The following is a 25047-nucleotide window of genomic DNA, read 5'->3' as shown; positions in this document are numbered from 1 at the left end:
TGCCGTTCATTCGAAACTCGGTCAAGCAGTTCTTTCAGGTCGCCCCTTAATCTTCATCCGGTCCAGCGAAGAAGATCGACTTCAGCATCACCTGCACACATTGGCCCAGGCAATGAACAAACCACTTTGGATTTGGCAAGCCAATAACGGATTGAACACGGGCGACAGCATTCGCCCCGATAGCAAAGACGCGGTGAGCACGCTGGACTACCTTTGTAGCTTGCAGGAATTACCCCTGGTGTGGTTTAAAGATTTAGATCACCACTACACCCCTGCCGTCATTCGCTCACTGCGCGATCTTTACTACAAATGGCAGATTACCGGCTCAGCCGTGGTTCTCAGTTCCCCGCGCCCCTCGGTGCCGGAGGAATTGGAACGCGAAATGGTTTCCATTAATCTTGAGTTGCCTTCCAACGAAGAGATTCAAGGCGTCGTCCGACACTGGGAAACCGTCAACGGCACCCAACTGCCCCTGAGTCCCGCGGTCATCGCGGCCACGCTCAAAGGGTTGACGACCTCGGAAATCCGCCATGCGTTAGAGAAACTCAAGATCAGCCCGGACCAGGACCCGCTGGCGTGTCTTCAAGAGGAAAAACGTTACCTCATCGCCAAACAAGGAACGGTCGAATACATCGCAAAAGTACCGGCGGTGGAAGAACTGGGCGGCCTGGAAAATCTCAAAGATTGGCTCAAAAAGCGTAAAGAATTGATTTTGCAGGGTGAAGGCAGCCATGAGATTACCCCGAAAGGGATTCTGCTCATGGGTGTCTCTGGTTGCGGTAAGTCACTCTGTATTAAGGCCATTGCCTCGGCTTGGCAACTCCCGCTGTACCGTCTCGAAATGGTACGCATCTTCTCGGGTGCCCACGGCAATCCCGAGCAAGCCTTTGCCGACGCCTGTCGCTTAATGGAAGAAATGGCGCCCGCCATCTTGTGGATTGATGAAATCGAGATGGGTCTGTCGGCCACGGGTAGTACCGCGGTTGATCCGGTCCTATCGCGTATCTTTGCCTTCTTCTTGACGTGGATGCAGGAGAAACCGCCGGGCTTGTTTGTCGCGGCAACCGCCAACCGCATCGACTTGTTACCCGCTGAGATGATTCGTAAAGGCCGCTTTGACCAGGTCTTTTTCGTCGATCTGCCAGGCGTTACCGAACGCCGGCATATCTTCGGGATTCACTTGAAAAAACGCGGTTTTGACCCCGAACAATTCAACCTCGACGTGTTCGCCGACGGTACGGAAGGCTGGAATGGTGCCGAAATCGAACAATGCGTGATTTCGGCCATTACCAGTGCCGCCATGGAACAACGCGAACTTGAACTCAAAGACATGTACGCCGCCCGTAAACAAATCGTGCCAATCTCGACCACCATGGAAGAGCAAGTCCGACACATTCGGAACTGGGCCTACGAACGCGCGGTGAAGGCTTCGGCCGAAGAATAAAAAGAACAAGGGTTCATAAATGAATACATACCGGAAAAAAAACTATCGTGGAAAGAGAAGCTACAGCGGCCGTCCTCACCGCCGCTCGGTAGACAACTATCACCAACCATTACCACCGGAAAAAGAGTCGATTCCCTATGCACGCCACACCTTGACCAAACCCGATGTTGAGGCCGTGGTCGAAGCGTTGCTTTCCGGCACGCTGACCCAAGGCAAAGAATTGGAACGATTCGAGGCACTGCTCTCCAAGCTGACCCACAGTGATCACGCGATCGCCGTCAACTCGGGTACCGCCGCGGTTCACGCGGCCCTAGCCTGCCTCAAGCTGGAACCGGAGGACGAGGTCATCACCTCTACCTTAAACTTCTGCGCCATCACCAACATGGTGCGTTTGGTCGGCGCAACGCCGGTACTGGTCGATTGCGATCCCGAAACCTTAACCTTGAGTGTTGAGGCGGCACGCGCGGCGGTAACCCCCAACACCAAGGCTATCTTCACCAACAACTTCGGTGGCCACGCCTCTGATTTAACAGCATTGCGCGAATTGTGCGACGAACACGCCTTGATGCTGATTGAAGACGCATGTCACGGCTTGGGTGGTAAATACCGCGGTCACTATGTCGGCAACCAAGCAGACATCACCTGCTTCTCATTCCATCCTTCCAAGGCCATTACAACTTGTGAAGGCGGCGCTGTGACCACAAACAACCGCGCCATTGCCGAATGGATTCGCGTCTTCCGCCAACACGGTATCCAAAAAGACAAACGCCACTTCACCAGCGGTGACACCATGCCGGCCTTCCACCAGGAACTCCAATTCCCCGGCATGAACTACCGCATGAGCGAACTTCACGCGGCCCTGGGTCGCAGCCAGCTCACGCGCCTTGATCGCCACATCGAGCGTCGCCGCTCTATCGCCCAAGTGTATTTCCAAAAATTGGGCAACATCGCGGAACTCAAATTGCCGTTCGTGGCCGAATGGGCGGACAGTGCCTACCACCTGTTCCCCATTCAATTTGTGGGCGCACTCGAGAACAAACGCGACGAAATCTACGCCGCCTTGCGCGAAAACAATATCGAAGCGCAACTGCACTATATCCCCGTTCACCGCATGCCGTTGTACGCGGGTAAGTTGGGCCAACCGGAACAGTTTCCGAACGCCGAGGCTTACTACAGTCGCGCGATCAGCATGCCGCTGTTCCCTGATCTCTCCTACAAAGAAATTGAACGAATCACGGAATTGTTGTTGAAAATCATCGGCAAATTCCTCAAGACGGAAGACGGTGCCGAGGAAACCCCTAGCACGGAATCCCTAACCAACGCCGAGGCGCAAACGGCGGACGACGCCCAGGACGACCGGTTCGATGAGGATGATTTCGAAGACGACGATGAAGCCATGGAAGATGAAGAGGAAGACGACGACGACCGTGCCGACGAAAGCTTCGATCAAGAGTTCGAGGGGGACGACGAGGACGACGACGCGGATATGGACGCCGATGAACAGGATCATGGTGAAGAGACGTTCCCCGAGGAAGAACCCGAATCGGCCGAGACCACGCGGCAACCCGAGGTGAGCGAACCGAAAACGGATGAGCCGGAAGAAAGCTCGGCCCAGGCGGCGGAAGCAGCCCCGGTCGAACCGACCAAGCCTACCCGCCCACCCGCTCTGAGTTTGGAAGCAGCAACCGAATCGGATGAAGCAGCTTCAGCCGCGGCTCCCGAAAGCGATCAAACCGAGGCGCCGGCGGAAGAAGCACCCGCCAAACCAAAATCAACGACGCGTCGTACCCGCGCGGGACGCCCCAAAAAAGAAACCAAGGATGGGGAAGAAGCACCTCCGAAAAAGACGCGAACAACCAGTCGCCGCACGACGCGTGCGAAGAAGAGCGCCGACGATGAGGCCAAGGCGACTGAGGCAAAAAGCAGCACGGGCCGCTTGCGCAAAGTGCCCAAGGGTGACGAGGAAGAAGGCGAGGCGCCCAAGCCAAAACGCACCACGCGTACACGTTCACGCAAGGCGGTCCAAAACAGCGAGGATGGTGAAAAAGCACCACCACGCAAACGGGCCACACGTCCACGAAAAAGCACCAAATCCGCGAGCGAAAGCGATGCGGATGCGTCCTCAAAAACACCGGACCCAAGCGGTGACGAGGCTTCCGAATAAGCAAAGGCCGGGTTTCCCGGCCTTTTCTTTTTGGCCCTGTTTTTCAAAAGATTGTCGGCCGAGACAATATTCCTATGAACTATTACACGCCCGCTTCGTAATCAACAGAGTATCGAAGGTGGTAGATCGATTCAATTGGTGGAACACGGGAGGACTTTCATGGATCTCAGATGGCTAAAGGGACTGGGGCTCTGCACCTTGCTCTTTTCTCCGATCCAAGCCCAACAGACGAAAACAATCACGCTTCAGGAGGCCCTGAAGACCGCGGTCGAACGCAACTTGGATATCGAACTCCAACGCGTGAACATTGAGGACCAGCGCTTTTCGCTGGATCTAACCCGCGCACGCTACGAACCCCAGGTCACCGGCTCGCTTTCAAGCTCCAACCAGGAAGGCGAAGCCCAGGACGCCGACCAAGGTCAAGCGGGCTCGACCTACAGCGATAAAACGCGTGCATTTAATACGACATTCCAAAAAAGTGAAGATTTCGGCCTTGAATACTCAGTTCGCTTCAACAATTCCCTGTTCGATAGTAGCCAGGCCTCTCGTCAGCTTTTCGGTGAAATCTACAGCAGCAGCATTAACTTTTCAGCAACCCAGCAACTGCTGCGCGGGTTCAACTTCGACGAAGAGGTCTATCGCCGAGATCAGTTCGTAGCCAAGGGTAACTACCATGCCGCGCTCGAAGACCTCAACGTCCAAATGGTAACCGTGCTGAAAAACACCGAGGATGCTTATTGGGACCTGGTTTTTGCCGTGGAAGATCTGAAGGTTGCGCAGCAAAGCCTCGACTTAGCCAAGCAGCTTTACGAGCAAAATCGCGTCAAAATAGAGGTCGGAACCCTGGCCCCCATTGAATTGGTAAACAACGAGGCGGATATCGCCAGCCGTGAAAACGATATTGTGACCAAAGAAAACGCGATTCGCGCCGCGGAAGACCGCCTCAAGCGGGTGATGAACTTACCACTCGACGATTGGCGGCAGCATTTGACCCCGGCGGATCCCATTGTGATTGAAGCACAAACCCCGGATCTGACCACGGCCTTTCAAACAGCCCTCGAGAACCGACCCGAGGCCAAGAAAAACGCCATTGAGTTGGAAAACGCACGCCTCGACCTCAAATATCAGAAGAACCAAAAGCTGCCCGGCTTATCGGTCACCGCGGGTTACGGCACCTCCGCCAGTAGCGCCAACGATATCGACCTGCAAACAGGCGAAGTTCTCGGAACCGGCTCCTGGAGCGATGCTTTATCCGACGCCGCCTCGTTTGACCTGCCGGGTTGGCAAATCCAATTGGATTTAACCTGGGCCCCGTTTAACCAACAGGCCAAACTCAACCACAAAAAAGCTGAACTGACCATGCGGCGCCGTCAGCTCGAAATTGAGCAAAACAACCTCACCATTTTCGAAGAAGTTCGCGCCGCGATTCGCGAACTCGAAAGCAGCGCCAAAGCGATTAAAGCCCAGGAAAAAACGCTGAAATTTCGCGAAGAGAACCTGAAAGCCGAGGAACAAAAATTCCAAAACGGTTTGTCTACCAATTACCGTGTCAGCGAGGTTCAGGAACAACTGGCACAAGCCCGCACGCAATTGATCAGCAGCAAGGTTGCTTACAAAAAAGCCTTGACGCGGTATCACCAAGCGGTCGGCAAGCTTAGTCAACACCACAACATCAGCCTCTAAACCTACCTTTAGAACAGCAAAAAACCCGCGAACCGCCTTGGCGGCAAGCGGGTTTTTTTGTCCTCTCGGTCCGCGCCGGCCCGGAGTACAATGACCCTAGCCCACATGGCTTACAAGGATTCGTCGCGAGAAGCTGAAAACCTTGTGAGAAATGCAGGCTAAACGCGAGGAAACGTCATGAAAGCCAACGATTTCGTCATCGCCCACCTCATTGAACCCAAGGAACAAGTCTGGGGAAAACTGATCGAACTCAAACAAGCAGGGATCGTCATACGCGGGATCGACCTCAAACAAACCGATACCTTCAAATATCAGTTCCGCGGTGAGGACCGCAAGGTCTACCCCCAAACCTTGTTTGTGCCCATGCGCAGGGTCGTTCAAATCGCACTGGACGAATCACTGGACGACCTGCCCTCCATCATCGCAAGTATCTGCGATTACACCGAGCTTAGCCCCGATGAACTGCTCCGCTAGCCCGCATTTCTCACCAAACATGCCGCCATATCTGGTTCAGGCGAGACCATTGCGGAACCACAGGTAAGCCGACGAACACCGCCTCCCCCAAAAGAAAAAGGCCGCCTCCCGAAGGAAACGGCCTTTTTCTTGTGAGGAAAGGGTTGTTTTAGCTGGAACCGTGTTTCTTGAGCAATTCTTTGATTTTGCCCATGTGGGTGAACAATTTGGCATCGTTGCACTTGTTGGCGTCGCGAACGTAACGCTGCATGGTTTCCAGTTCAGACTTCAAGCGACCCTGGTCTTCTTTGATGGCTTTACGACCGGCTTCAACCGCCGCTTCCAGCTCATCGGTACGCTGGGCCAACAACAACTCTTGGTTCTTTTTCAGCGTTGCGGTGTTACCGGCGATGGATTGTTCCAAACTCTGAACGTTGGTCACCGCGGCCAAGTGGTTACCGTTATCGGTCGCCAAGTTCTCTTCCAAAATCGACAAGTTGTCTTTCTTGCGCTCAAGCTCTTGTTGAATTCTGGCTTTACCGGAACCGGACAATTTTGCCAAGCCACCTTCTAAGGTGCTGACAGCTTTTTTGTAAAGCGGGATATCGGTACTGTAGCACCTGGTTTTTTGTTCCTGGTAGCAGTAGGCAATGAAGGAGTAAACATTGTGGTTGTCGGCTTCGCCGTGTTTAATGGCGCTTTCGAAGGTTTTGATCGCGTCATTAAATTGTTTGGCGGCCATTTGACAACTCCCCAGGGAGAAGTAAACAGAACCGTCTTTTGGTTTCAACTTACTGACCAGCTTGAACTGGGAAACCGCCTCGGTAAACTTTTTGGCACCCTGAAGCGCGGCTCCACGTTTGTTCATCATGTCGGGGTTGTCGGCCCAGATGCTGAGGTAACGGTCGATGTAACCAACGGTTTCCATGTAACGACCGGTCTGTTGGTTCTTCGGGGAAGACTGGGCGATACGGAAGGAAAGGTCGATTAAGAACTTGTGGGCACGCTCTTCACGCGCGTTGCGTTCGATAACCTTGTTAAATTCCTGGATGCTGGTTTCCAGAGATTTGATACCGCCCTTGGCGTTACCAATTTTGTACTGGGCATAAGCTTTCTGGAATGCAGCTTCGACTTCTTGCTCTTTCTTGCCAACCGCGTTTTTCAGCGCCTCGGAGAAGCTGACAACAGATTTGCTGTAATAAGTTTGTGCCTTTTTGCTGTCGCCACCCTTTTCAGAAGCTTTGGCGATTTGCATTTCACTCTGACCACGGTTGAGGTAGAGGTCAAACTTGCGCTTGGGCGGCGCAAGCGGCAGCAGGTCGTCCACGGCGTGAATAACCTTGGCATAATCGCCTTTCTGCAGGTAGCACTGCATGATGTAGTACTTAACGACGGGAATCTGTTTGGGATCCACTTCAAGCGTTAAGGCATCATTGAAACTGCGCAGAGCGGCGTCGTATTGTTTCAATTTCAAACTGGCCTGGCCCTTGAGCACGATGGGCGGCCACCAATCGGGATAGCTGGCAATGGCTTCGTCCAACAACACGATCGCTTCCTGGTATTTGCCTTGGCCGATAAGGCCGCGTGCGCGTTTGTACTCATCCTGTGCAAAACCCAACATGGGCAGACACAGAATCAACATCAAAAGAAGATTTTTCATACTTCTCATCAAAACTTCTCCTCGGGAGATAGACACCCTACTCGAACATATGTGTTGGACCAATGATTCAGGGTTCTTTAATGATTTTCTTTAAGCCGGCGGTCAATTCCTTGGTTTTCTCAGGTCCTTCCAAGATTTGAGCGGCTTTGGCAATTTGCGTGGCGGTTTCAATGACCGCGGCAAGGCCTTTACCCTGATTAATACTTTTCACACCATTGGCGCAATGGCGCTGAATCACCGGATGTGCGATCTCTCCCAACATACTTTTGCTAAATTGATATACTTTTTCAATTTTGTTGGAGAGCCATTCTTGTTCTTCTTCTGGAGAGCGGGTCGAACTTGAACTTTTCTTAGCCTTGTTCTCGAGTGGGTTCGAATCCGGCTGGGCCTTGGGCGATTGGCGTAGATGCACCAACCCGCTGGCAACCAAACCGTAGATCAGTTTGGCGACATCAATCGCCGCCATTTGCGTCATCCCCGCGATCTGATTGATCGAGTTCACCCCGTTGATGCGCGATAAAACATGCCATTCCTGGGTATTAAAACTGACTTTTTTGCTACCAAGCGATTCGAGTTCCGGTACGAGATCAAGTGAGGGAATTTTTTTCTTGAGGACACGCCACTCTTCAAGCTTGCGCGCCACTTCCATAAGAATATTGGTGTTCCGTTTGGTCACCGTTTTGACGGGGGGTTCGTCCCCTAGAAGAAAGCGAAAATTGCCACGGTCCCAAATCGCAAGTGCGTAGATGGCCTCTTCACCGACCACCTCACCAACAAAGGCGTGAACGATCTGTCCGTTTTCGAGATAGATTCGTCCCGTCACATTGTCACGTTCAATCACAAAACAACCGGTTTTGGAAGAAACACTCATCAACTGGATGATATCGGGCAGTTTAACTTCTTCTAGGGAACCCTGAAACATGGCTTGAACACCTGTTGTTAAAAGTCGTTACAGCAGTTACTACTGTAACACGAAGTCGATTTTGAGCGTCATGCGAACGTCGGCGGGGCGACCGTTCACTTTTCCGGGCAGGAACTCCCAGCGGTTCAACGCTTTTTTCGCTTCTTCTTCGAATCCGAACTTACCTTTACCCAAACCACGCAAGACTTTAATGTCGTCAACGGTACCGTCACGGCGCAAAATCGCTTCGAGGATCACGTAACCCTGCAATTTGATTTTGACAGCGCGCTCGGGATACTTGGGGGGAACCTTGCGGGTGAAAACAGGTGGCTCAACACCGGTCTCACCAACACGGGCGATGGTATCGCCTTGAGGCTCAGGCGGCCCGTCGGGAATCCCAATCTCCCAATCGTCGGTCGGTAAAACCTCAGGCTCGGGTGGGGGATCCGGCTCGACAATCGGTTCCGGCTCATCCGGGGTCATGTCGGGCATGGGCATTTTTTTGGCTTTTTTCTCTTTGGTCTGAACCCGCTCGAGCGGTTTCTCAGGGGGCGGCTTCAGAACTTTGCGCTTCTGGGGTTTAACTTCTTCCTGGTTCACATGGGGAATGCTGGCATTAAAACTAAAGCCCGGCATCCAGATGATGGCGAGCACCAGGTAAAGCGAAATACATACCGACAAACGCATGAAGCGGCCGGTATTGGCGTCGTTAAACGCCATGTCCATGAGCGCCGAGTGGTCCTTGCCGTCTTGGAAGTCGAGATCGACTTTTTGGGGGGTTTTGGCCATAACATGAACTCCTTATTATGGTCACCTGCCAAAAGGCTCCGCCGAGGGCTACCCGCTCAACGGAGCCGAAACCAAACCGAAAAAGGCCGAGACAGGGTCTTTTCCGGCTCAAGAGGCATTATTGTTGCATCCTCTGATACATGGCGCGTTCTTCCGGCGTCGGTATGGTGATCGCCAGCTCCCGCTTCATGTCAACGGACAAGATTTTCAATTGATCCAAAACCGCAACCATATCGCCGTAGCGCGCCTCAGGGTTGGCATCGACAATAATCGGCTTCTTCGCATTCACCTGAACTTTGGCATTCACATAATCGTAGACTTTCTCAACATCTTCGATCAGGTAGCTGGTCGCGTCCATCGTGAATTGGCCACTGGGAAAAATGCGGATGTAGATAGCGTCATCAGGTTCGGTTTGATCGGGGTTCTCATCAGGCGGCGGGAGAATATGTTCCATGCCTTTGTTGGCTGAGAACACCGTCGTCAACATAAAGAAGACGATCAAAAGAAACGCGATGTCGGCCATCGATGCGGTTGGGATTTCGGGTTCTTCTTTTTTGGGCTGTATCTTCATGGATCGCCTCGCTTAATCAGCTTTGGACTGTTCAGTCAAAAACTTGAGGTTCACCACACCGGCGTCGCGGAGATGCTTGAGCACATCGTCGACCAAGCCGTAGCGCGCATCGGCGTCGGCTTTGATAACAACCGGCTGACTGGGACGTTTCTGCATCCAAGAAGCAGCCAAGATCCCGATATCCTCAACGTTCACCAAGCGAGAATCTTCCAAACCGTCGGACGCCTTGATCGTTCCCTCTTTGGTTACGATGACGAACGCTGATTCTTTGACAACTTCAAAGCGGGTTTTGCCGTGGCTCTCGGGGAGGGCCACACTGGTCTTGTCAACCTGAAAAACCGTTGAAATCATGAAGAAGACGATCAGCAGAAAGGCGATGTCGGCCATGGAAGCCGTTGGAATATTGGCCTCAAGTGATTTGGTTTTCTTTACTTTCATAGGGAATTCCTCTCTTGAGCAACAAGTGCTTTAGCTTAAAATTCCCGGTCCATTTGCGAGAATGCTTCCATCAAAACGGCGGAAGCGGATTCGATCTCACGGATGAAGCTGTTCACACGCGTGGTGAAGTAGCTGTATGCGAGCAAAGCGGGAACCGAAACGATCAAACCACCGGCGGTGGTGATCAGGGCCTGTGAAATACCCTGTGCAACAGCACCGGGATCGTTCAACTGGGCCAAGGCGTCGAAAGACGCGATCATACCGGTTACGGTTCCAAGGAAACCCAGAATGGGTGCCAAGTTAGAGATGGTGGAAAGAACCGGCAAGCCGCGTTCCAAACGCGCAATTTCATGCATTGCAGCGTTTTCCATGGTTTTCTCGATTTCTTCTTGAGGGCTGCCGTATTTCATCAAACCGGTCTTCAAGATGGACGCGATGGGACCTTTAAAGGTCTCGCAAATTTTAACAGCCTCTTTAACATTCTTATTTCTCAGAGCTGCACGAATCTTCGTCAAAAACTCGGCGGTATTAATTTTCGCCTTCGCCAAATGAAAGAAGCGTTCGATGGTATACGCAATGGAAATGAGGAAAAGCAGCAGCAGTGGAACCATGATCTCCACGCCGCCTTTGATGATGTACTCCAGTATTGCTCCCACGAGTCATTACCTCCCTAGATACGGTCTCAAAAAAAATGGAATACTGAGGTGTGCATGTTACCTAAGCGGTCGAACAATCGTCAACCGAATTTACAAACACAGATATCCGTCTACCGAGCGCCCCGCTGGGGCCGATAAAGCGAAAAATTGTAGAAACTTAGTCCCGGTAAGGCCTAGCCTATTTATATTTCGGACGCCGTAAATAACGCAAGCGATTTATCCAAGATTCTCACTTGTTTTACAGAAATCTTACAGACCCCTCACCCCCGAAAACCGTTGGGGCACAGGGCTTTCGCTGCCACACCACGGCATGCGAAAAAACCGCCTTTTCCCTACCCCGGCACGAGCCACACCAAGCCAACCTTATAAAATCCAACAACTTAAGAAAGAAAATGGCCGTGCCGGCCCACCCACGGCGGGCCTCACGGCCTCTCACTTCCTTCTCACGCTTTCTTAACAAAAAAATCACCGAAAAATCACCAAGCTCGCTTGACCCGGCTACTCAGGCTTTCCCTCCGGTCCCTCCACCACATGGAAGATTTCGTTGATGCGCCGGCTCAGCCACTGTTTGGCGCGGAAGCAACACGCATAAACCACGGGAATGACCAACAGGGTCGATAAGGTCGCACTGAGTAAGCCGCCGACGGTTGATCGCGACAGGCTGGCAAACATATCCAGGGTTACCTGCAATCCGGCATTCTCAAGGTTGGTGGCAATCAGGTCGGGCCGCCCGATGAGGTTCAGGAAGCCGCCGACCGGCGGCAAATCGAAAAACCAGGATACAAATTCGTCAAGGAGCGGCAAAAGGCCGACCACGGTGGTAATCGCGGTGAGGAGAATGGGTCGCAGACGATCCCCGGCACCACGCACAATGGCCTCGGTAAAGGTTAAGCCGGTTTCATCCATTCGCCTTACTTCGAGATTTAATTGAGAAACAAGTAGTATGGAATTGTTCACAACAATTCCCGCCAATATGATTAATCCAATATAGGATGTTGAATCAAAAGAATTTCCGGTATACCAGTATATCCACCACACCCCGGTACCGGCCAGTGGAACGGTTGCGAAAATAACCAAGGGATCGATTAAAGATTCATACAACGCGGCGATGATCAAAAAAACCACGAGGACGGCAAAATAGATCACCATCTCAAGGTTTTCCGTCTCCTCTTTCGACAGCACGCGCTCAAAATCAAGCTCGGCCTTAAAACCAGGAGGCAAAATAAGCTCATCGTAGATCTTTTCATTGTATTTTCGCGCTTTTTTGTAGGAGGCTTTGTAGTCCCACTGGACGGTAATTGCGAACTGCTGGTCCTTACGATCAATGCCGCCGGGCACCTTTCTTTCCTCAAAACGCACGAGGTCGACGATCCGAATACGTTGCCCCTCGGCGGTTGGGATGACGAGGGACTCAAGGTCCTTGATATCAAAATCTTCAGCATCTTCGAATTTTAGTTCAAGGCGCACATCTTCTCCGCGGAACTTGGTGCGCGCGGTCGATTCGAGTTTCAGGTTCCGCTGAACAAACGCCATAAGATAGGTCACACTAATGTTGTATTGTTTCAAAGCAGCGCGGTCCACGATAAGCGTAGATTCTGTTTGATCGCGAGAACCCCAGCGAATCCGAGAAGTTTGAATGTTGGTTTCTCGTACGCGGCGGTTGCGTTTCACTTTGCGCAGAATATCCTCGGAATAGTCCATCAATTTCTTATAGTTGTAACCCAGCAAGCGAATACTGCTGTTGTAGGTTTCAAAGCCGGTTGACCCTGAATAAAAATTGTCGTCGGCGTTGATGCCGGCCACCGACACATTCAGACCGGAAAAACCTTGGGCAATGCCGATCAAACGGGATTTTAAGGCCAGTGGATAAGGCGAGGCCAGCATCTCGGGCGTGAAGGATACAGCCAGTTCAGACCACTCTGTTCGAACAATGACACTGACATCTTTATAACCTTCAACCTCCAGCAGGGGTTTTTCAAATTGGCGAATGACCTCGTCGGCGGTTTCCAACTCGGTGCCTTCCGGCATACGCAGAAAGACCCGTACCTCGTCATCGCGCATGAACCCAAAAGAAAATCCACCGCGATCAATTTCGGTTTCATAGATACGATCAAACATAAAAAGAAACAAACCGGCGACCACAAGGACCAACAATTTGTGGTGCAGACTCCAGCGAACAGCCCCCTCATAGCCGCGTTGCAGCATCTCCAGCGGCCAAACAACCACGCGTTCAAACAGGGTTTTTTTGCGATCCGCTTGAACTTGGAGGTTCGAGCCACGGATAAGCAGGCTCAACAAGGGGGTGAAGGTAAACGAAACAAGCAGCGAGGCCGACAGTGAAAAAATGACGGCGAGGGCCAGCGGCAAGTAGGTCGCGGCCAAGCGATCCTGAAGCATCAGCATACACATGAAGGCTGCCACGGTGGTTAAGGTAGCCGCCATAAGGGCCCAACCCACTTCCCCAACCCCAAGCACGGCGGCGTCCCATTTACCCATACCCTGTTCGCGATGTCGGAAAATGTTCTCCAGCACCACGATGGCGTTGTCAACAAGCATGCCGAACCCAATCGCAAGCCCGGAAAGGGTGACGACGTTAAAAGACACCTGGAAGTAGTACATGAAATTGATGGTGATCATCACGGAGAACAAAATGTTGAGGGTAATCACCACGGCCGCGCTGACACTGCGGAGGAAAAGCAAGAGGAGCAAGATAATCAGCAACACACACCACAGAGCGCGATGGTAAACAGATTCAAGCTGTTCTTTCATCATTTGGCCTTGATCGGTAATCCAATCGATGCGCACACCCGGGGGCAAGTTGTTCAAAGCCCGTTCGGTCGTTTTCTTGAGGTTGCCGGAGGTTTCAATGACATTGGCATTGGTTTCTTTGCTCACAATCAAACGCAGGGTGGTGTTGCCGTTTAAGCGGGAATAGTTCCGGGGCTCGGCCTGACCAAAGGTAACGCGGGCAACGTCCGCCAAACGCACGATACGGCCGTTTACACCCTTCCCCACAATCAAACGTTCGAGCTCTGTCACACTCTTAATAGAATTCTCAATAGCGATGGCGTATTCGCTATTTTGGTAATAGCTGCGCGCGGTTTCGTACTGCCGCGTCATCTCGTTGACTTTGCCGGCAACGGTGTCGGGAACCAGCCCGTAGAGATCCATTTGCTCACGGTTGAGGCTGATGAAAATGTTGCGCTCACGATCCCCAAAAATCTCGATATCGGCGACGCCTTCCACGCTGCTCATCTCGGGCATTAACTGCTCTTTGATCAATTCGGAAAGCCGCTGGTTGTCGTATGGCCCCGAAATACTGCATTCCATAAAAGTGGTCCGCGAGCGCCGTCGCGATTCCCGCATCTGAATTTGCGGCTGAGAAGTTCCCGGCGGCAAGTTATTGCGCAACACACTGATCCGCTCGTTCAAATCCAGCCTGGCGAATTCCATATCGGTGTCGCGGTTGAACTTCAGCGTCACGGAGGAATAACCGAGAATCGAGCTACTCTCCATCTCACGCAATCCCTCGAGTTGGGCGGCGGCCTCTTCAATCGGCGAGGTCAAAAAAACCTGAACGACCTCGGGCGAGGTCCCGAACCAACTGGTGGTAACAACCAATTGGGGCAATTCGGTTTCAGGTTGGCCTTCCACGGAAAGGTTGAGAAAAGAAATGACGCCGAGGATCGAAATCGAGATGTAAAACATGGATACGGCAACGGGATGGCGCAGCAGGTAGCGAATCACGGATGAGCCTCCTCAACGGCGGCATCATCAATCGATGCAGGCTCTGTCTTGTCGGCGGCGGCCAGGGTTTCGTAGAGGACGGGAATCAGGATCAAGGTGAGCATCGTCGCCAAACTGAGTCCCCCAATGACGACCAGCGCCAGGGGTTGTTGGATTTCCGCGCCGCGTGGACTGAACAGCTCGGACAATAGCGGCAGTGAATAGGCAAGGGCCCATTCGTCGGCCCAAAGCACCAGCGGATGAATGAAATCGGTATTCATCAACCAAGGCACAAACCCAAAAGCCATGGGAATCAATGCCAGCACGGTGGTCGCGGTGGTCATCAGAATCGGTCGCAAACGAACCTTGGACGCCTCCATCACGGCACCGCGAAGGGTCATCCCTTCCCCTCGGGCTTGGTTGATGAAGTCCACCTTTACAATGGCGTCGTTGACGACAATCCCGGTAAGCACAATCAAACCAATGAGGGACATGATGTTGATGCTGGTACCAGTCAGGCTGAGAATCAAAACGGTACCGACCAATCCCATGGGAACGGTAAAAATCACCACGAACGGAAACCGCAGCGATTCAAACTGCGCGGCCATAATCATGTAGACCAACGCGGCCGAAAGCAGCAAGGCATTTAACAGTTGTTTAAAGGATGCGTCGATCCCCTCTTTCTCACCGGCCAATTTCACCGAAACACTGGGTGGCAACTCAAGCGCATCCAGCATGGCTTCCGCGCGTGGCAGTACGTCGGAAATTTTGAGGGCGCCGATGTTGGCGGACACCAAGGCAACCCTGCGCTGGTTCACGCGGCGGATCTCTTTGGTGGTCTGCTCCACGGTGACCTCGAGAAACTCGGCGAGCGGTACCGAAATGCCACTTGAAGAAACCAAGCGCGTCTTTAACACCTCTTCAAAGTCCTCGCGGTCCTCCTCGGAGAACCGCACCCGCACATCAATGCTGCGGTCAAACTCTTTAAATTGCGTGGCCAATGCGCCGCGCATACCGCCGGAAAGAAACTCACCAATCTGACGGATTTCAAAGCCGTAGTGATCGATGCGGTCGCGACGTAGCGCGATGCGCATTTGCGGAAAATCACGGGTCAAGGTGGTTTTCACATCTTGCAAGGTCTGATCCTGTTGCAGACCACGCAGCACGGCTTGGTTGGCTTCGTAAAGAAGGTCAAACGTCTCAGCCTCGATCTGAACAACCAGACCACCACCACCTTCGCTGGCGAGCAAATCTTCCATTGAAGAACTACTCTCTTCAACTTCCACCTTCATGCCGGGAATGTCGACGGCGAACCCGCGGACCAAATCGGAAAGGCGGCGAACCTCGGCGAGGGTGGCGTCCTGCTCACGCAAGCGCACCGAAATTTGGGCGGTATTGGTGCCACTGTCTTTGAGTAACTGACTGAGATTTGCCTCGGAAGCGCCAATCTGGGAAAAAACCAAGGCCACGCTTTCTTCGTTTTTGAGCAAGGCTTCCACCTGCTCCACGACCCCGGTAGTAATTTCAAGCGAGGTGCCCGGCAGCAGCTTGGTATCGATGGTGAACTGGCCGGTGGCGGCCTTGGGCATCAGTTCTTGCTTCAACTCGGATCCCATTTGCCATGTCAACACCATCAAACCGATGGACAGCAACAACACAACGAACTTACGCTCCAGCGCCCAAGCAAGCACGGCGTGGTAAAGATGTTCGAAGCCGGCATAGGCGGCGTTAAACACGGGCAAGATGGCGGTATCGAGCACCCATTGTACAAAGTTGTGCAACGACAGGAATAAAAAGGCAACGGCCTGAAACAGCCAGGCAATGCCGAAGCGGGCCACCCACTTGAGCAAAAGCAAGGCGGTGGGCAAAATAAACAGGATACCGGCGGCGATGCCGAAATTGAGCCAATCGGATTTGAAGTAGCCGGCAACCAGGGCCAAAAGCAGGAAACAAATGGCGTATTCCCACCATTTCCAAAAAACGAGTCCGCGCGGATAAGCCTTGGCGTCAAGCCGCTCAATGGGGACCAATCGTCCCGGCAAGCTGTCACGTCCTTTTAGCAGGCTGGTGACGGCGGTCAACAAGGGCAGCACGGTGAGCGAGACGACCAAGGAAGAAGCCAAGGAAAAGGTTACCGTCAGTGCTTGTTCCCCAAACAAGGCACCGGCAACCCCTTGGATGTAGACAATCGGAAAAAACACGGCGACGGTCGTTAAGGTCGAAGCGGCAACCGGCATGGCCACTTCACGCGCGCCTTTGAAGGCGGCGTCGAGGGGCGCATTTCCTTCTTCTCGATAACGGTAGATGTTCTCTAACACGACGATGGAGTTATCCACCAACATGCCCACGCCAAGTGCGAGACCCCCCAAGGACATGATGTTCAGGGACAAGCCAAAGAAGTACATCAGTACCAGGGTAACAATGATGGCGATGGGGATGGACACAAAAATAAAAAACGGCGACTTCAGGTCAGACAAGAAAAGGACAAGGACCAAAAAGGCGAAAAACCCACCGAAAATCAGGGACACCCACACATTGTTCAAAGCCTGCGAGATGAACTTGGCCTCTTCAAAAGCCAGGACCACGCGCAACGCACGAGAACCGCCGCCAAATTCGGCGTTCAGCGTTTCGATTAATTTCTTTACGGATTCGGTGGAGCGAATGGTGTTGGCGCCGGACTCCTTGTAAACCAACAAACCCAGGCCTTCCACCCCGTCCACGGTGGTTTGGGCGTCGCGATCCTTGGCGGTATCGTGAACCACGGCTACATCGGAAACCAATATCTCGCTGCCGTTGCGCCGTGCCACAACCACATTGTTGATTTCTTCAACCTCGCGAAACTCGCCCAAGGTCCTTAAGCTGTAGCGGTAGCGGCCTTTTTTGATGGTGCCGCCGGGAATGTTGGCATTGGCGGCGTCAATGGCGTTTTTGATGGTTTCGATGTCCAGCCCATAGAGCACCATCTTCTCGCGATTGATTTCCACGTCGATCACGCGTTCGATGTCCCCGGAAATTTGGGCAAAGGCGATGCCGTCCAATTGTTCAAGGCGGGGTTTGATGACGTCTTGGACCATGTCGCGCAATTCAAGCAGGGGTGCGTTGGCAGTGATGGCGAGACCGACGATGGGTTTGGCCGAGGGGTCCCAGCGCAAAATATTGGGTCGTTCAGCGTCCTGCGGAAAAGTCGGCTGAAAACGCACGTTGTCGAGCTTTTCGCGCACATGAAGTGTGGCAAACTTCATTTCGTGACCCCATTCAAATTCAATGGTGATCAGCGACATGCCCTCGCGCGAAATACTGTTGATTTTGCGCTTGCCACGCACGGTCGAAAGCGAGGACTCCAGGGGTTTGGTGATGAACTCTTCCACTTCTTGGGGCGCGGCCCCCTCATAACGGGTCATCACGGTCAGCGAGGGGTAGGCGATATCGGGCATCAAATCGCGACCCAACTCGGTGTAACTCTTGACACCAAAAACCACCAGGGCGGCGACAACCATGGCAACGGTAACGGGGCGCTTTAGGGAAACAGCGATCATAAAATTTCATCCTTTCCAGTCAAGCCGCTTCACGGTGGAAGCGGGGCCGGCAAACGATCATGAACCCGCACGATGGGTTGTGGGTATTCACGACGGACCGCGGTGGGACCACGATGGATCGTGGATAGACCACGATGGATCGTGGAAAGACCACAATGGCGCATACCGAGGAACGCGGCGCGTTGAGCACCTGGGTGCCCAATAACGAACGGGCGCAATCGGTCGGGCGACAGCGTACCCAAAGAAGCCTATTTCTTATTGACGACACGGACCAAGGCACCGTGGCCCATGGTGAAGTGGTTGTCAACCAAGACCAAATCACCCTCGGCCAATTCGCCTTTGGTGATTTCGACAAATTCGTTGTTCTCGGCACCAATGGTCACGTAGATCCAGTCGGCACGACTCTCGTCATTCACCTTGAAAACAACATGTTTTTTGTTGCGGAGAAGCAGGGCGGTTTTGGGGATCATGATACGATCTTGGAATACGGCGGCATCAATCGACACCTCGGAAAACATGCCGGGCCGCACACGCCCGTCACGGTTTTTAAAACTCACGATGGCTTCAACGGTTTTTTCGTCGGAATTCACCAAGGGGCTGATTGCCTCAACCCGGCCCACCAGGGCGCCAAGGTCAGGCAACGCGGTAAAAGCGACCACCGCCTTGCTGCCAACCCGCACGGAACCCATCTCCGATTCCAACACCTGCGCTTTGACAACCAAATCGTCTAGATTCACCAAACGACAGAGCACGCTTCCGGCGCTAAGGTATTGACCGGGTGTGACTTGAACTTCAAAGACACGCCCGGAGAACGGGGCACGCACCACACAGCGCTCCAAATCAAGCTTGGCCCGATCCAAGGCAACCCGCGCGACGGAAACGGTACGGGCCTCGATGACGGCATTGCGACGGTTTTGCACCTTTCCCTGTTGCAATTCGATTTTTAATTTCTCATGGCTGTAATCGTTTTCAGCGATCAAGCCCGACTTGTACTCTTTTTCCAATTTAGCCATGGCCGCGGCCAGCGCGCTGGGATTATTATCCTCGCCTGGCGGCAAGCTACCGACTTTTTCAGCCAGTAACTCGGCCTCGGCTTTAATTAAATTGGCCTCGGCCTCGCGAAAGGCGAGCTGGTATTGGCGCTCGTCAATTTTGGCGATGATGTCGCCGGCTTTGACCTGATCGCCGTCGCGCACGGCGTATTGAACCAGGCGCCCGGCAATTTCATTAACCAGCTCGATGTTTTTGTAACCATGAACACGGCCCTGGGAGGCCACGTTTTGAATAAGATCACCGCGGGCCACCTGCCCGGCTTTTACCGGGACGGCGGTTTCCTTGCCGCCAAAGGTTTGGTCCAAGCTCGACATGGCTTTGCCCAAATCCTGCTTGGTTTCTTCTTTGTCAGCGCCTTCCGCCTCGGTGTCGGCTTTGGCAAAATACCCATAACCCAGAAAACCCGCGATCAATACCACTACCAAGGACAGACCCAAAAACGGCCTACTATATTGCATTGTTACCTCGATTCCTTAAAAACCACCAAAGGGCCTCACCAAACCCTTAGCCTTAACGCAACGACTTGTTGTTGCTCACAGCATTTGTCCAACTTTCTCAGTTGCGGCGCGCCCCCGGTGAATCCAGTCACACCTCTAGGCGGATTCTTACCTCATAACGCGTAAAACAAAGAAGAAAAAACCCATAGAATTTGGGATTGCCGGCCGTTCTAACCCGGCTTGAACACGGATAAAACCTAAGAAACAGGATAACTCGCGATGATTTCAGCGAAACCTCGGCGCTGCAACGGCCTGTAAAATTGCTCAGCGAATCCGACAGGTGCGGTCGTGCGCGACCCCGGCTCGCTTCTCCCAAGCCATTGTGCTCCAGACTTTTAGCAAAAACCCTCGCTTCAGCGCTTCTTATGTTAAAACCATCGCGATCCATTCGCCGTTCCACCGATACGGGCACCGTCCGGCGAAAAGGTCTCATTCACCAACACCCATTCAAAAAAGTCCTGGGACACGACCTGCGACGCGCAACCGCATGGCTCAGAAGAAGTACCGCCACACTCGGGAACGCCACAAGCACCTTGCCACCAACATGCTGCTTGCAACAACATCGGTAACCACTCGAAAGGGCTCCTAGTCTTAAGTCGTAGAGGACAGCCTTAAAGTTTAATGCATCACCCATTTATTGACCAGCAGCGCGGGTTAAGGGTCCGAAAAATAGAGCCGACCGGGATAGGTCACCGCCTTGACAGGCCGCTGCAAGGAGACTTCGATGTCGTGCCATCCTTGAAAACGCGACTGGGTGTAATAACACAATAAATACTGATCGCTAAGCTGACCGCCGATGGCGTCAAAGGCACCGCGCACCTGCTTACCGGTTTTAAGGGCAAAATAGGTGCCCCCGGTCCTAAGCGCCAGCTCTGCCAAAATATCGGGGTCCGTATCCCCACCGATGCCCAGGGTATAAATCGGCACACCGTTGCTTACTGCCAAATCAATGCAATCCACCAACCCCCGCTTGTAATGATCGGGCGCATCATCTAAATCGTGGCGGCCGTCGGTAAAAACCAATAGGGCACGCCGTTGATTGGATTTGGCCAGCAATTTCACACCGGAGTAGACGGCCCCGTAAAGATTCGTAGCGCCGTCGGGTTTCACGGCAAACAACCGGCGTTTCACCAAATCCTTGTTGGTCTCGGGTGGCGACACTTCAAAAACCCGCACGTTAAAACCGATCACCTGCACGCGGTCTCGCGCATGGAGCCGGTTTAATAAATTAGAAACACCCCGCAGAAGAATCGGGACCCGCCCTTCCATCGACCCGCTAAAATCAAGGACCAACACCAGGTCGAGCGGATGGTTCTCATCCAACAAATATTCTAGGTTTTGCGGCTTGCCGTTTTCCTTGAGCACAAAATCCGGCAAAGCAAGGGTATCTGTTTCTTTACGGCGATCCACCTTGATCGGCACCCGTACCAAACGAACATCGGTTTCGTGGAAGTGGGGATAATTAACCCCTTTCAGTTCGACAGCGGTGGTTCGATCACCAAAAAAAGTCGCCACCGCGCGCAACACCAATTCACCTTCGGAAAAACGGCTAAAATCCAAGGTGGTTTCAAAGGGCGTTTCCTCAAAGTAGTGCACCGATTCGCCGTTAACGAACAATTCAATCCCCAAGAGTTCGTCTACATCACCGTCAAAGGCCAAAGCCACGGCGGTCTGACCGGCAAAACGCGCGGCCCGCGGCTCCAGAAAAGTCAGATCTCCGGCCAAACAGGAAACGAGCAGTAGGGACACAAACAACGCGACCTCACTTGCGATGAACGAGAAAAGCCCATTCACCGCATCGGAAAAGTCAGCTTGGAACGGGTTGCTTAAGCAAGCAGTTCATCAACGTTTAATTGGTACAACTCTAATTTCTTGTATAGGTTACTACGCGGGGTGTCAATCGCCTCAGCAGTTTTTGAAATATTTCCGTTGAACTGGCGCAACTTGGCGATAATGAACTCGCGCTCCATTTCCTCTTTGAACTTTTTAAGGGTGGTGAAGGCCTCGAATTGGAAGCCTTGCGCGGGCGGGGCCTTAGGCGCCTGGCCGTCCAAAACCTCTTCCTCGCCGAGAATTAAAATGCGCTCAACCAGGTTTTTCAGCTCGCGAATATTGCCTCGGTAAGCGCGGTTTTGCAGGTAGCCGGTGACCCGCGGCGACAGGTCACACGGCTTAATTCCGTTATCTGCTTCAAAAGCGGCTTTGAAGTGCGCCACCAGCCGCGGAATATCCTCGCGCCGATCAGCCAGGGGCAAACTCTGAATCGGTACCACGTTTAACCGAAAGAACAAATCCTCGCGGAACTTGCCCTCTTCGATCATCACTTCCAAGTCCTTGTTGGTAGCGGCGACCACACGCACATCCACGGTCAAAATCTTATTGGAGCCAACCGCTTGTACCTCGCCTTCTTGCAAAACCCGCAATACCTTGGCCTGGGTATTCAAACTCATGTCGGCCACCTCGTCGAGAAACAAGGTCCCGCCGTCGGCCAACTGGAACTTGCCCATTTGGTTGTCGGTCGCCCCGGTAAAAGCCCCTTTGACGTGGCCGAACAGCTCGGACTCGATCAGCTCCTCGGGAATGGCGGCACAGTTGACCTGCACAAAGTGACCGGATCGACCAGAGGCGCCGTGCACGCGACGGGCGATTAGTTCCTTGCCGGTACCGGACTCGCCGGTAATCAAAACGGTGGCATTGGTGGCGGCGACACGGTCAATGCGATCCTTTAACTTGTCGAGTTGCGGATGTTCGCCAACCATGGCGTAGCGATCATCGACTTTGCGCTGAAGGGCCTGGTTCTCTTCCTGGAGACCTTTTTTCTCGAGCGCGTTGCGCACCACGATGAGCAGCCGCTCGCGATCCAAGGGTTTTTCCAAAAAGTCAAAGGCACCGAGTTGGGTGGCCTCTACAGCGGTTTTAATGGTGCCGTGTCCACTTATCATGACAACCGGCGCTCGCGTCCCCTGTTGGATCAGGGTCTGTAAGACTTCCAAGCCGTCCATACGCGGCATCTTGATATCTAGGATGATCAGGTCGGGCTCTTCTTGAAGGGCCAGGTTGACACCCTGCATGCCGTTCTCGGCCGGCACGGTTTCAAAACCCTCGTAGCGAAGGATTTTATCCAAACTACGGCGAATCCCGTCGTCATCGTCGACAATCAATATTTTGGCGGCTTTTTTTTTCATGGTGACACCTTGCTTCGCGAATTTAGGGCCGGTGGCATGCCGTGCGAAGGATGCGGGGCGCGCGATCAGGTGTTGCGGCGAATCAACAACAAGGTCAGGTCGTCAACCATCTCACCTTTGCTAAAGTCCATCGCCGCTTTCACGATTTGGCGACGACCGAAACCCACATCGTCTTCCTTCTGGTAACGCTTGACCAGATCAACCAAACGATCATCACCCAATTCCTCGCCCTCCTCATCGGCTACCTCGGACAAACCGTCCGTGTAAACCAAAAGAAGCGAGCCTTTTTCGAAGGGAACGGTACCCACTTCGTATTTCGCATTGGGGAACATGCCCACCATCATACCGCCCTTATGCAAGAGTTGCACCTTTTGTTCGGAACACACCATAATGGGGCGGTTATGACCGGCGTTAATGTACTCTAGGGTGTGGTCCTCGGGGTCGAGAAACCCAAAAAACAGCGTCACAAATTTATTGGACTGGGTGGATTGGAACAGGTGCAGGTTTAATTTCTCAATCACCTGGTGGGGGCTCATGCCGTCAAAAGAGGTCAAGGCACGCAGGGAAGCCTGGGCGGTCGACATAATCATGGAGGCCGGCAAACTTTTACCGGAAACATCCGCCAAGCAAAAGCTCAAACAGCCGTTTTTATGCTGGAAAAAATCGTAAAAATCGCCGCCGACATGATTGTAGGGGCGCATTTCCGCGTCAATTTGATAACCGTCTAAGGCGGGAATCGCCTTGGGTAACAAACGCTGCTGGATCTCGCGCGCAAGCTGAAGCTCGCGTTCCATGCGTTTCTTTTCCAAAACCTCGGCCTGCAAGCGCACATTTTCCAGCGCCACCGCGGCCTGCTGGGACAAGGAAACCATAAACTCGCGATCCGCGTCGCTTAGCGGTTTGCGATCCAAGCGCGAACCAAGCAGCAGCACCCCGAGGTAAACATCCTCGGAGAAGATCGGCACCCCATAGGCCAACTTGTTGGCGCTCATAAACGTCTTCATTTTAGGACAGGGCAATTGGTCGCGCTTCAAAACCTGTCGGGGCCAATCAGCCAAGGAGGCCTCGTCGAGTCCGCCGTCGATGGTGGTGTCGCGCGCCAAACCTTTCACAAACGCCGGCGAGGGTTGGCGGTAATCCGTTAAGACGGCACAACGACTGATGAAAAAGTTACCCATGATGTTGTTGGCCAAAATCTGATAGACATCATCGGGCTCGAAACAGCGCGCGAAGGCGCCGGTAATCTCGTACAAGGTATTCAACTGGAACACGCGGCGCTGCAACTGGCGGTTCACCTTCTCCAAATCGACGCGATAAAGGCGGTTACCCATAATCACACCGCCGAAGTCGGCGAACATTTTGAGCAAGGTGGTTTTGTCCTCGCTGAGTTTGCCGAGCAGGGATTTGCCCAAAAAGATCAAACCCACGAGTTTTTCTTCATTGCGCGCGGTAATCACCCGCTCAAAACGGAAGGATTCAAACAGCGGCTCCAGGGGACCGTCGGCAGCCTCGTCGACATGCAAGACGGGCGGCAAATCAGCCAAATCATCGGGTGCGGGCAATTGATCCGCGACCAAACCTTTGCCACGAAACCCTTTGCTAATTCCGAGTCGCCAACCTTTATCTTCGCGGACAAAAATACCGGCCTTGGAACACGGATGCTGCCCCATCATGGTCAACAACAAAATATCGAGCATTTCGTCGAGTTCACGCGCGGTGTTGAGGGTCGCCATCAGCTCGCTTAAGGCGATCAGTTCATTGAGGCGACGGGAAATGTTGCCGTCATCGGGATTGCCGACGCGGAGTTGTTCGACCAAATCGAAAAAGAGATCAGTCTGCTTTGGCACCTTGGTTACCTGCTTTGTTGCGGTATTTCGTCATTAAGCAGCAATTTTCTTCGCCGTCCAAGTAATCCACTTCATCCATGAACTTGTTGATAATAAACAAGCCCAAACCGCCCGGCTTCTTCTTTTGCAAATACTCTTTCATCACGGGCAGCTTGATATCGCTTTTCTTGAGGCCTTGCCCGGTGTGGGCGACTTTCAGGATCAGCGATTCAGGGGTAATCTCCACCGTGAACGAAATCAAGCGATCCGAGCGACCGCCGTAAGCATGGCGAATCACATTGGTGACAGCTTCATCGGTGGCAATCGCAACCTTGCCCGCCTGCTTTTCGTCGAAGCCGGCCACGGTCGCAGCATTGCTGGCCAACATCGTGATCATATGCACGAATTGGGTGTGGCTGGGAAATGTGATTTCGACTTTGCCTGTATGGAGATCGTTCATCAGAT

The 25047-nt window shown here is 53.0% G+C and carries 17 protein-coding genes; 4 read left to right on the top strand and 13 right to left on the bottom strand.

The window, feature by feature from the left end; genetic code table 11:
- Positions 1 to 112 precede the first annotated feature (112 nt).
- From J3U88_RS11670 to J3U88_RS11655, 4 genes are all read left to right on the top strand, one after another.
- Positions 113 to 1444 (top strand): AAA family ATPase, encoded by a 1332-nt coding sequence (locus J3U88_RS11670; RefSeq protein ID WP_207858935.1) that lies wholly within the window; start codon positions 113 to 115, stop codon positions 1442 to 1444.
- 19 nt (positions 1445 to 1463) lie between these two features.
- The gene (locus J3U88_RS11665; protein WP_207858934.1) at positions 1464 to 3608 is read left to right on the top strand and encodes a DegT/DnrJ/EryC1/StrS aminotransferase family protein; all 2145 of its coding nucleotides are present in this window, start codon (positions 1464 to 1466) and stop codon (positions 3606 to 3608) included.
- Positions 3609 to 3767: 159 nt separating this feature from the next.
- Positions 3768 to 5291: a TolC family protein gene (locus J3U88_RS11660; protein WP_207858933.1), complete on the top strand. Its 1524-nt coding sequence runs from the start codon at positions 3768 to 3770 to the stop codon at positions 5289 to 5291.
- A gap of 177 nt (positions 5292 to 5468) precedes the next feature.
- Positions 5469 to 5765: a hypothetical protein gene (locus tag J3U88_RS11655; protein ID WP_207858932.1), complete on the top strand. Its 297-nt coding sequence runs from the start codon at positions 5469 to 5471 to the stop codon at positions 5763 to 5765.
- Positions 5766 to 5913: 148 nt separating this feature from the next.
- Here J3U88_RS11655 and J3U88_RS11650 read toward each other — a convergent pair whose 3' ends face one another.
- The 13 genes from J3U88_RS11650 to J3U88_RS11590 all read right to left on the bottom strand — a co-directional run bounded on the left by J3U88_RS11650 (position 5914) and on the right by J3U88_RS11590 (position 25042).
- The gene (locus J3U88_RS11650) at positions 5914 to 7413 is read right to left on the bottom strand and encodes a tetratricopeptide repeat protein (RefSeq protein ID WP_207858931.1); all 1500 of its coding nucleotides are present in this window, start codon (positions 7411 to 7413) and stop codon (positions 5914 to 5916) included.
- A gap of 58 nt (positions 7414 to 7471) precedes the next feature.
- Positions 7472 to 8326 (bottom strand): DUF4388 domain-containing protein, encoded by an 855-nt coding sequence (locus tag J3U88_RS11645; protein ID WP_207858930.1) that lies wholly within the window; start codon positions 8324 to 8326, stop codon positions 7472 to 7474.
- Positions 8327 to 8365: 39 nt separating this feature from the next.
- Complete coding sequence (locus J3U88_RS11640; protein ID WP_207858929.1) at positions 8366 to 9094, bottom strand: energy transducer TonB; 729 nt, start codon at positions 9092 to 9094, stop codon at positions 8366 to 8368.
- A 118-nt stretch (positions 9095 to 9212) separates the two neighbouring features.
- Positions 9213 to 9665, bottom strand: a complete 453-nt coding sequence (locus J3U88_RS11635) for an ExbD/TolR family protein (protein WP_207858928.1) — start codon at positions 9663 to 9665, stop codon at positions 9213 to 9215.
- Between the two features lie 12 nt (positions 9666 to 9677).
- Positions 9678 to 10103 carry an ExbD/TolR family protein gene (locus tag J3U88_RS11630; protein WP_207858927.1) on the bottom strand — a complete coding sequence of 142 codons (426 nt, stop codon included), beginning with the start codon at positions 10101 to 10103 and terminating at the stop codon, positions 9678 to 9680.
- Positions 10104 to 10138: 35 nt separating this feature from the next.
- Positions 10139 to 10759: a MotA/TolQ/ExbB proton channel family protein gene (locus J3U88_RS34260; protein ID WP_207858926.1), complete on the bottom strand. Its 621-nt coding sequence runs from the start codon at positions 10757 to 10759 to the stop codon at positions 10139 to 10141.
- A 498-nt stretch (positions 10760 to 11257) separates the two neighbouring features.
- A complete protein-coding gene (locus tag J3U88_RS11620; protein ID WP_207858925.1) occupies positions 11258 to 14506 on the bottom strand; it encodes an efflux RND transporter permease subunit in 3249 nt (1082 codons plus the stop codon).
- Positions 14503 to 18021, bottom strand: coding sequence for an efflux RND transporter permease subunit (locus J3U88_RS11615; RefSeq protein ID WP_207858924.1), 3519 nt, complete (start codon positions 18019 to 18021; stop codon positions 14503 to 14505). Before J3U88_RS11615 ends, J3U88_RS11620 begins: the two co-directional genes overlap by 4 nt.
- Positions 18022 to 18269: 248 nt before the next feature.
- Positions 18270 to 19532: an efflux RND transporter periplasmic adaptor subunit gene (locus J3U88_RS11610; RefSeq protein ID WP_207858923.1), complete on the bottom strand. Its 1263-nt coding sequence runs from the start codon at positions 19530 to 19532 to the stop codon at positions 18270 to 18272.
- Positions 19533 to 20225: 693 nt separating this feature from the next.
- The gene (locus J3U88_RS11605) at positions 20226 to 21320 is read right to left on the bottom strand and encodes a vWA domain-containing protein (protein WP_341535182.1); all 1095 of its coding nucleotides are present in this window, start codon (positions 21318 to 21320) and stop codon (positions 20226 to 20228) included.
- A gap of 77 nt (positions 21321 to 21397) precedes the next feature.
- A complete protein-coding gene (locus tag J3U88_RS11600; RefSeq protein WP_207858921.1) occupies positions 21398 to 22756 on the bottom strand; it encodes a sigma-54-dependent transcriptional regulator in 1359 nt (452 codons plus the stop codon).
- A 65-nt stretch (positions 22757 to 22821) separates the two neighbouring features.
- On the bottom strand, positions 22822 to 24603 hold the full coding sequence (locus J3U88_RS34975) for a SpoIIE family protein phosphatase (protein WP_207858920.1): 1782 nt from the start codon (positions 24601 to 24603) through the stop codon (positions 22822 to 22824).
- Positions 24587 to 25042 carry an ATP-binding protein gene (locus J3U88_RS11590; RefSeq protein ID WP_207858919.1) on the bottom strand — a complete coding sequence of 152 codons (456 nt, stop codon included), beginning with the start codon at positions 25040 to 25042 and terminating at the stop codon, positions 24587 to 24589. The genes J3U88_RS34975 and J3U88_RS11590 overlap by 17 nt, the downstream gene beginning before the upstream one ends.
- Positions 25043 to 25047: the final 5 nt, after the last annotated feature.

The sequence above is a fragment of the Acanthopleuribacter pedis genome, from assembly GCF_017377855.1.
Lineage (GTDB): Bacteria > Acidobacteriota > Holophagae > Acanthopleuribacterales > Acanthopleuribacteraceae > Acanthopleuribacter > Acanthopleuribacter pedis.
Note: the sequence above shows the minus strand (reverse complement) of the source record. Positions and strands in the feature narration are given on the sequence as shown.

Coding starts and splice junctions, on each gene's coding strand:
- J3U88_RS11670 (WP_207858935.1), top strand. CDS start 113: ATGAACAAACCACTTTGGATTTGGCAAGCCAATAACGGATTGAACACG.
- J3U88_RS11665 (WP_207858934.1), top strand. CDS start 1,464: ATGAATACATACCGGAAAAAAAACTATCGTGGAAAGAGAAGCTACAGC.
- J3U88_RS11660 (WP_207858933.1), top strand. CDS start 3,768: ATGGATCTCAGATGGCTAAAGGGACTGGGGCTCTGCACCTTGCTCTTT.
- J3U88_RS11655 (WP_207858932.1), top strand. CDS start 5,469: ATGAAAGCCAACGATTTCGTCATCGCCCACCTCATTGAACCCAAGGAA.
- J3U88_RS11650 (WP_207858931.1), bottom strand. CDS start 7,413: ATGAGAAGTATGAAAAATCTTCTTTTGATGTTGATTCTGTGTCTGCCC.
- J3U88_RS11645 (WP_207858930.1), bottom strand. CDS start 8,326: ATGTTTCAGGGTTCCCTAGAAGAAGTTAAACTGCCCGATATCATCCAG.
- J3U88_RS11640 (WP_207858929.1), bottom strand. CDS start 9,094: ATGGCCAAAACCCCCCAAAAAGTCGATCTCGACTTCCAAGACGGCAAG.
- J3U88_RS11635 (WP_207858928.1), bottom strand. CDS start 9,665: ATGAAGATACAGCCCAAAAAAGAAGAACCCGAAATCCCAACCGCATCG.
- J3U88_RS11630 (WP_207858927.1), bottom strand. CDS start 10,103: ATGAAAGTAAAGAAAACCAAATCACTTGAGGCCAATATTCCAACGGCT.
- J3U88_RS11615 (WP_207858924.1), bottom strand. CDS start 18,021: ATGATCGCTGTTTCCCTAAAGCGCCCCGTTACCGTTGCCATGGTTGTC.
- J3U88_RS11610 (WP_207858923.1), bottom strand. CDS start 19,532: ATGCAATATAGTAGGCCGTTTTTGGGTCTGTCCTTGGTAGTGGTATTG.
- J3U88_RS11600 (WP_207858921.1), bottom strand. CDS start 22,756: ATGAAAAAAAAAGCCGCCAAAATATTGATTGTCGACGATGACGACGGG.
- J3U88_RS11590 (WP_207858919.1), bottom strand. CDS start 25,042: ATGAACGATCTCCATACAGGCAAAGTCGAAATCACATTTCCCAGCCAC.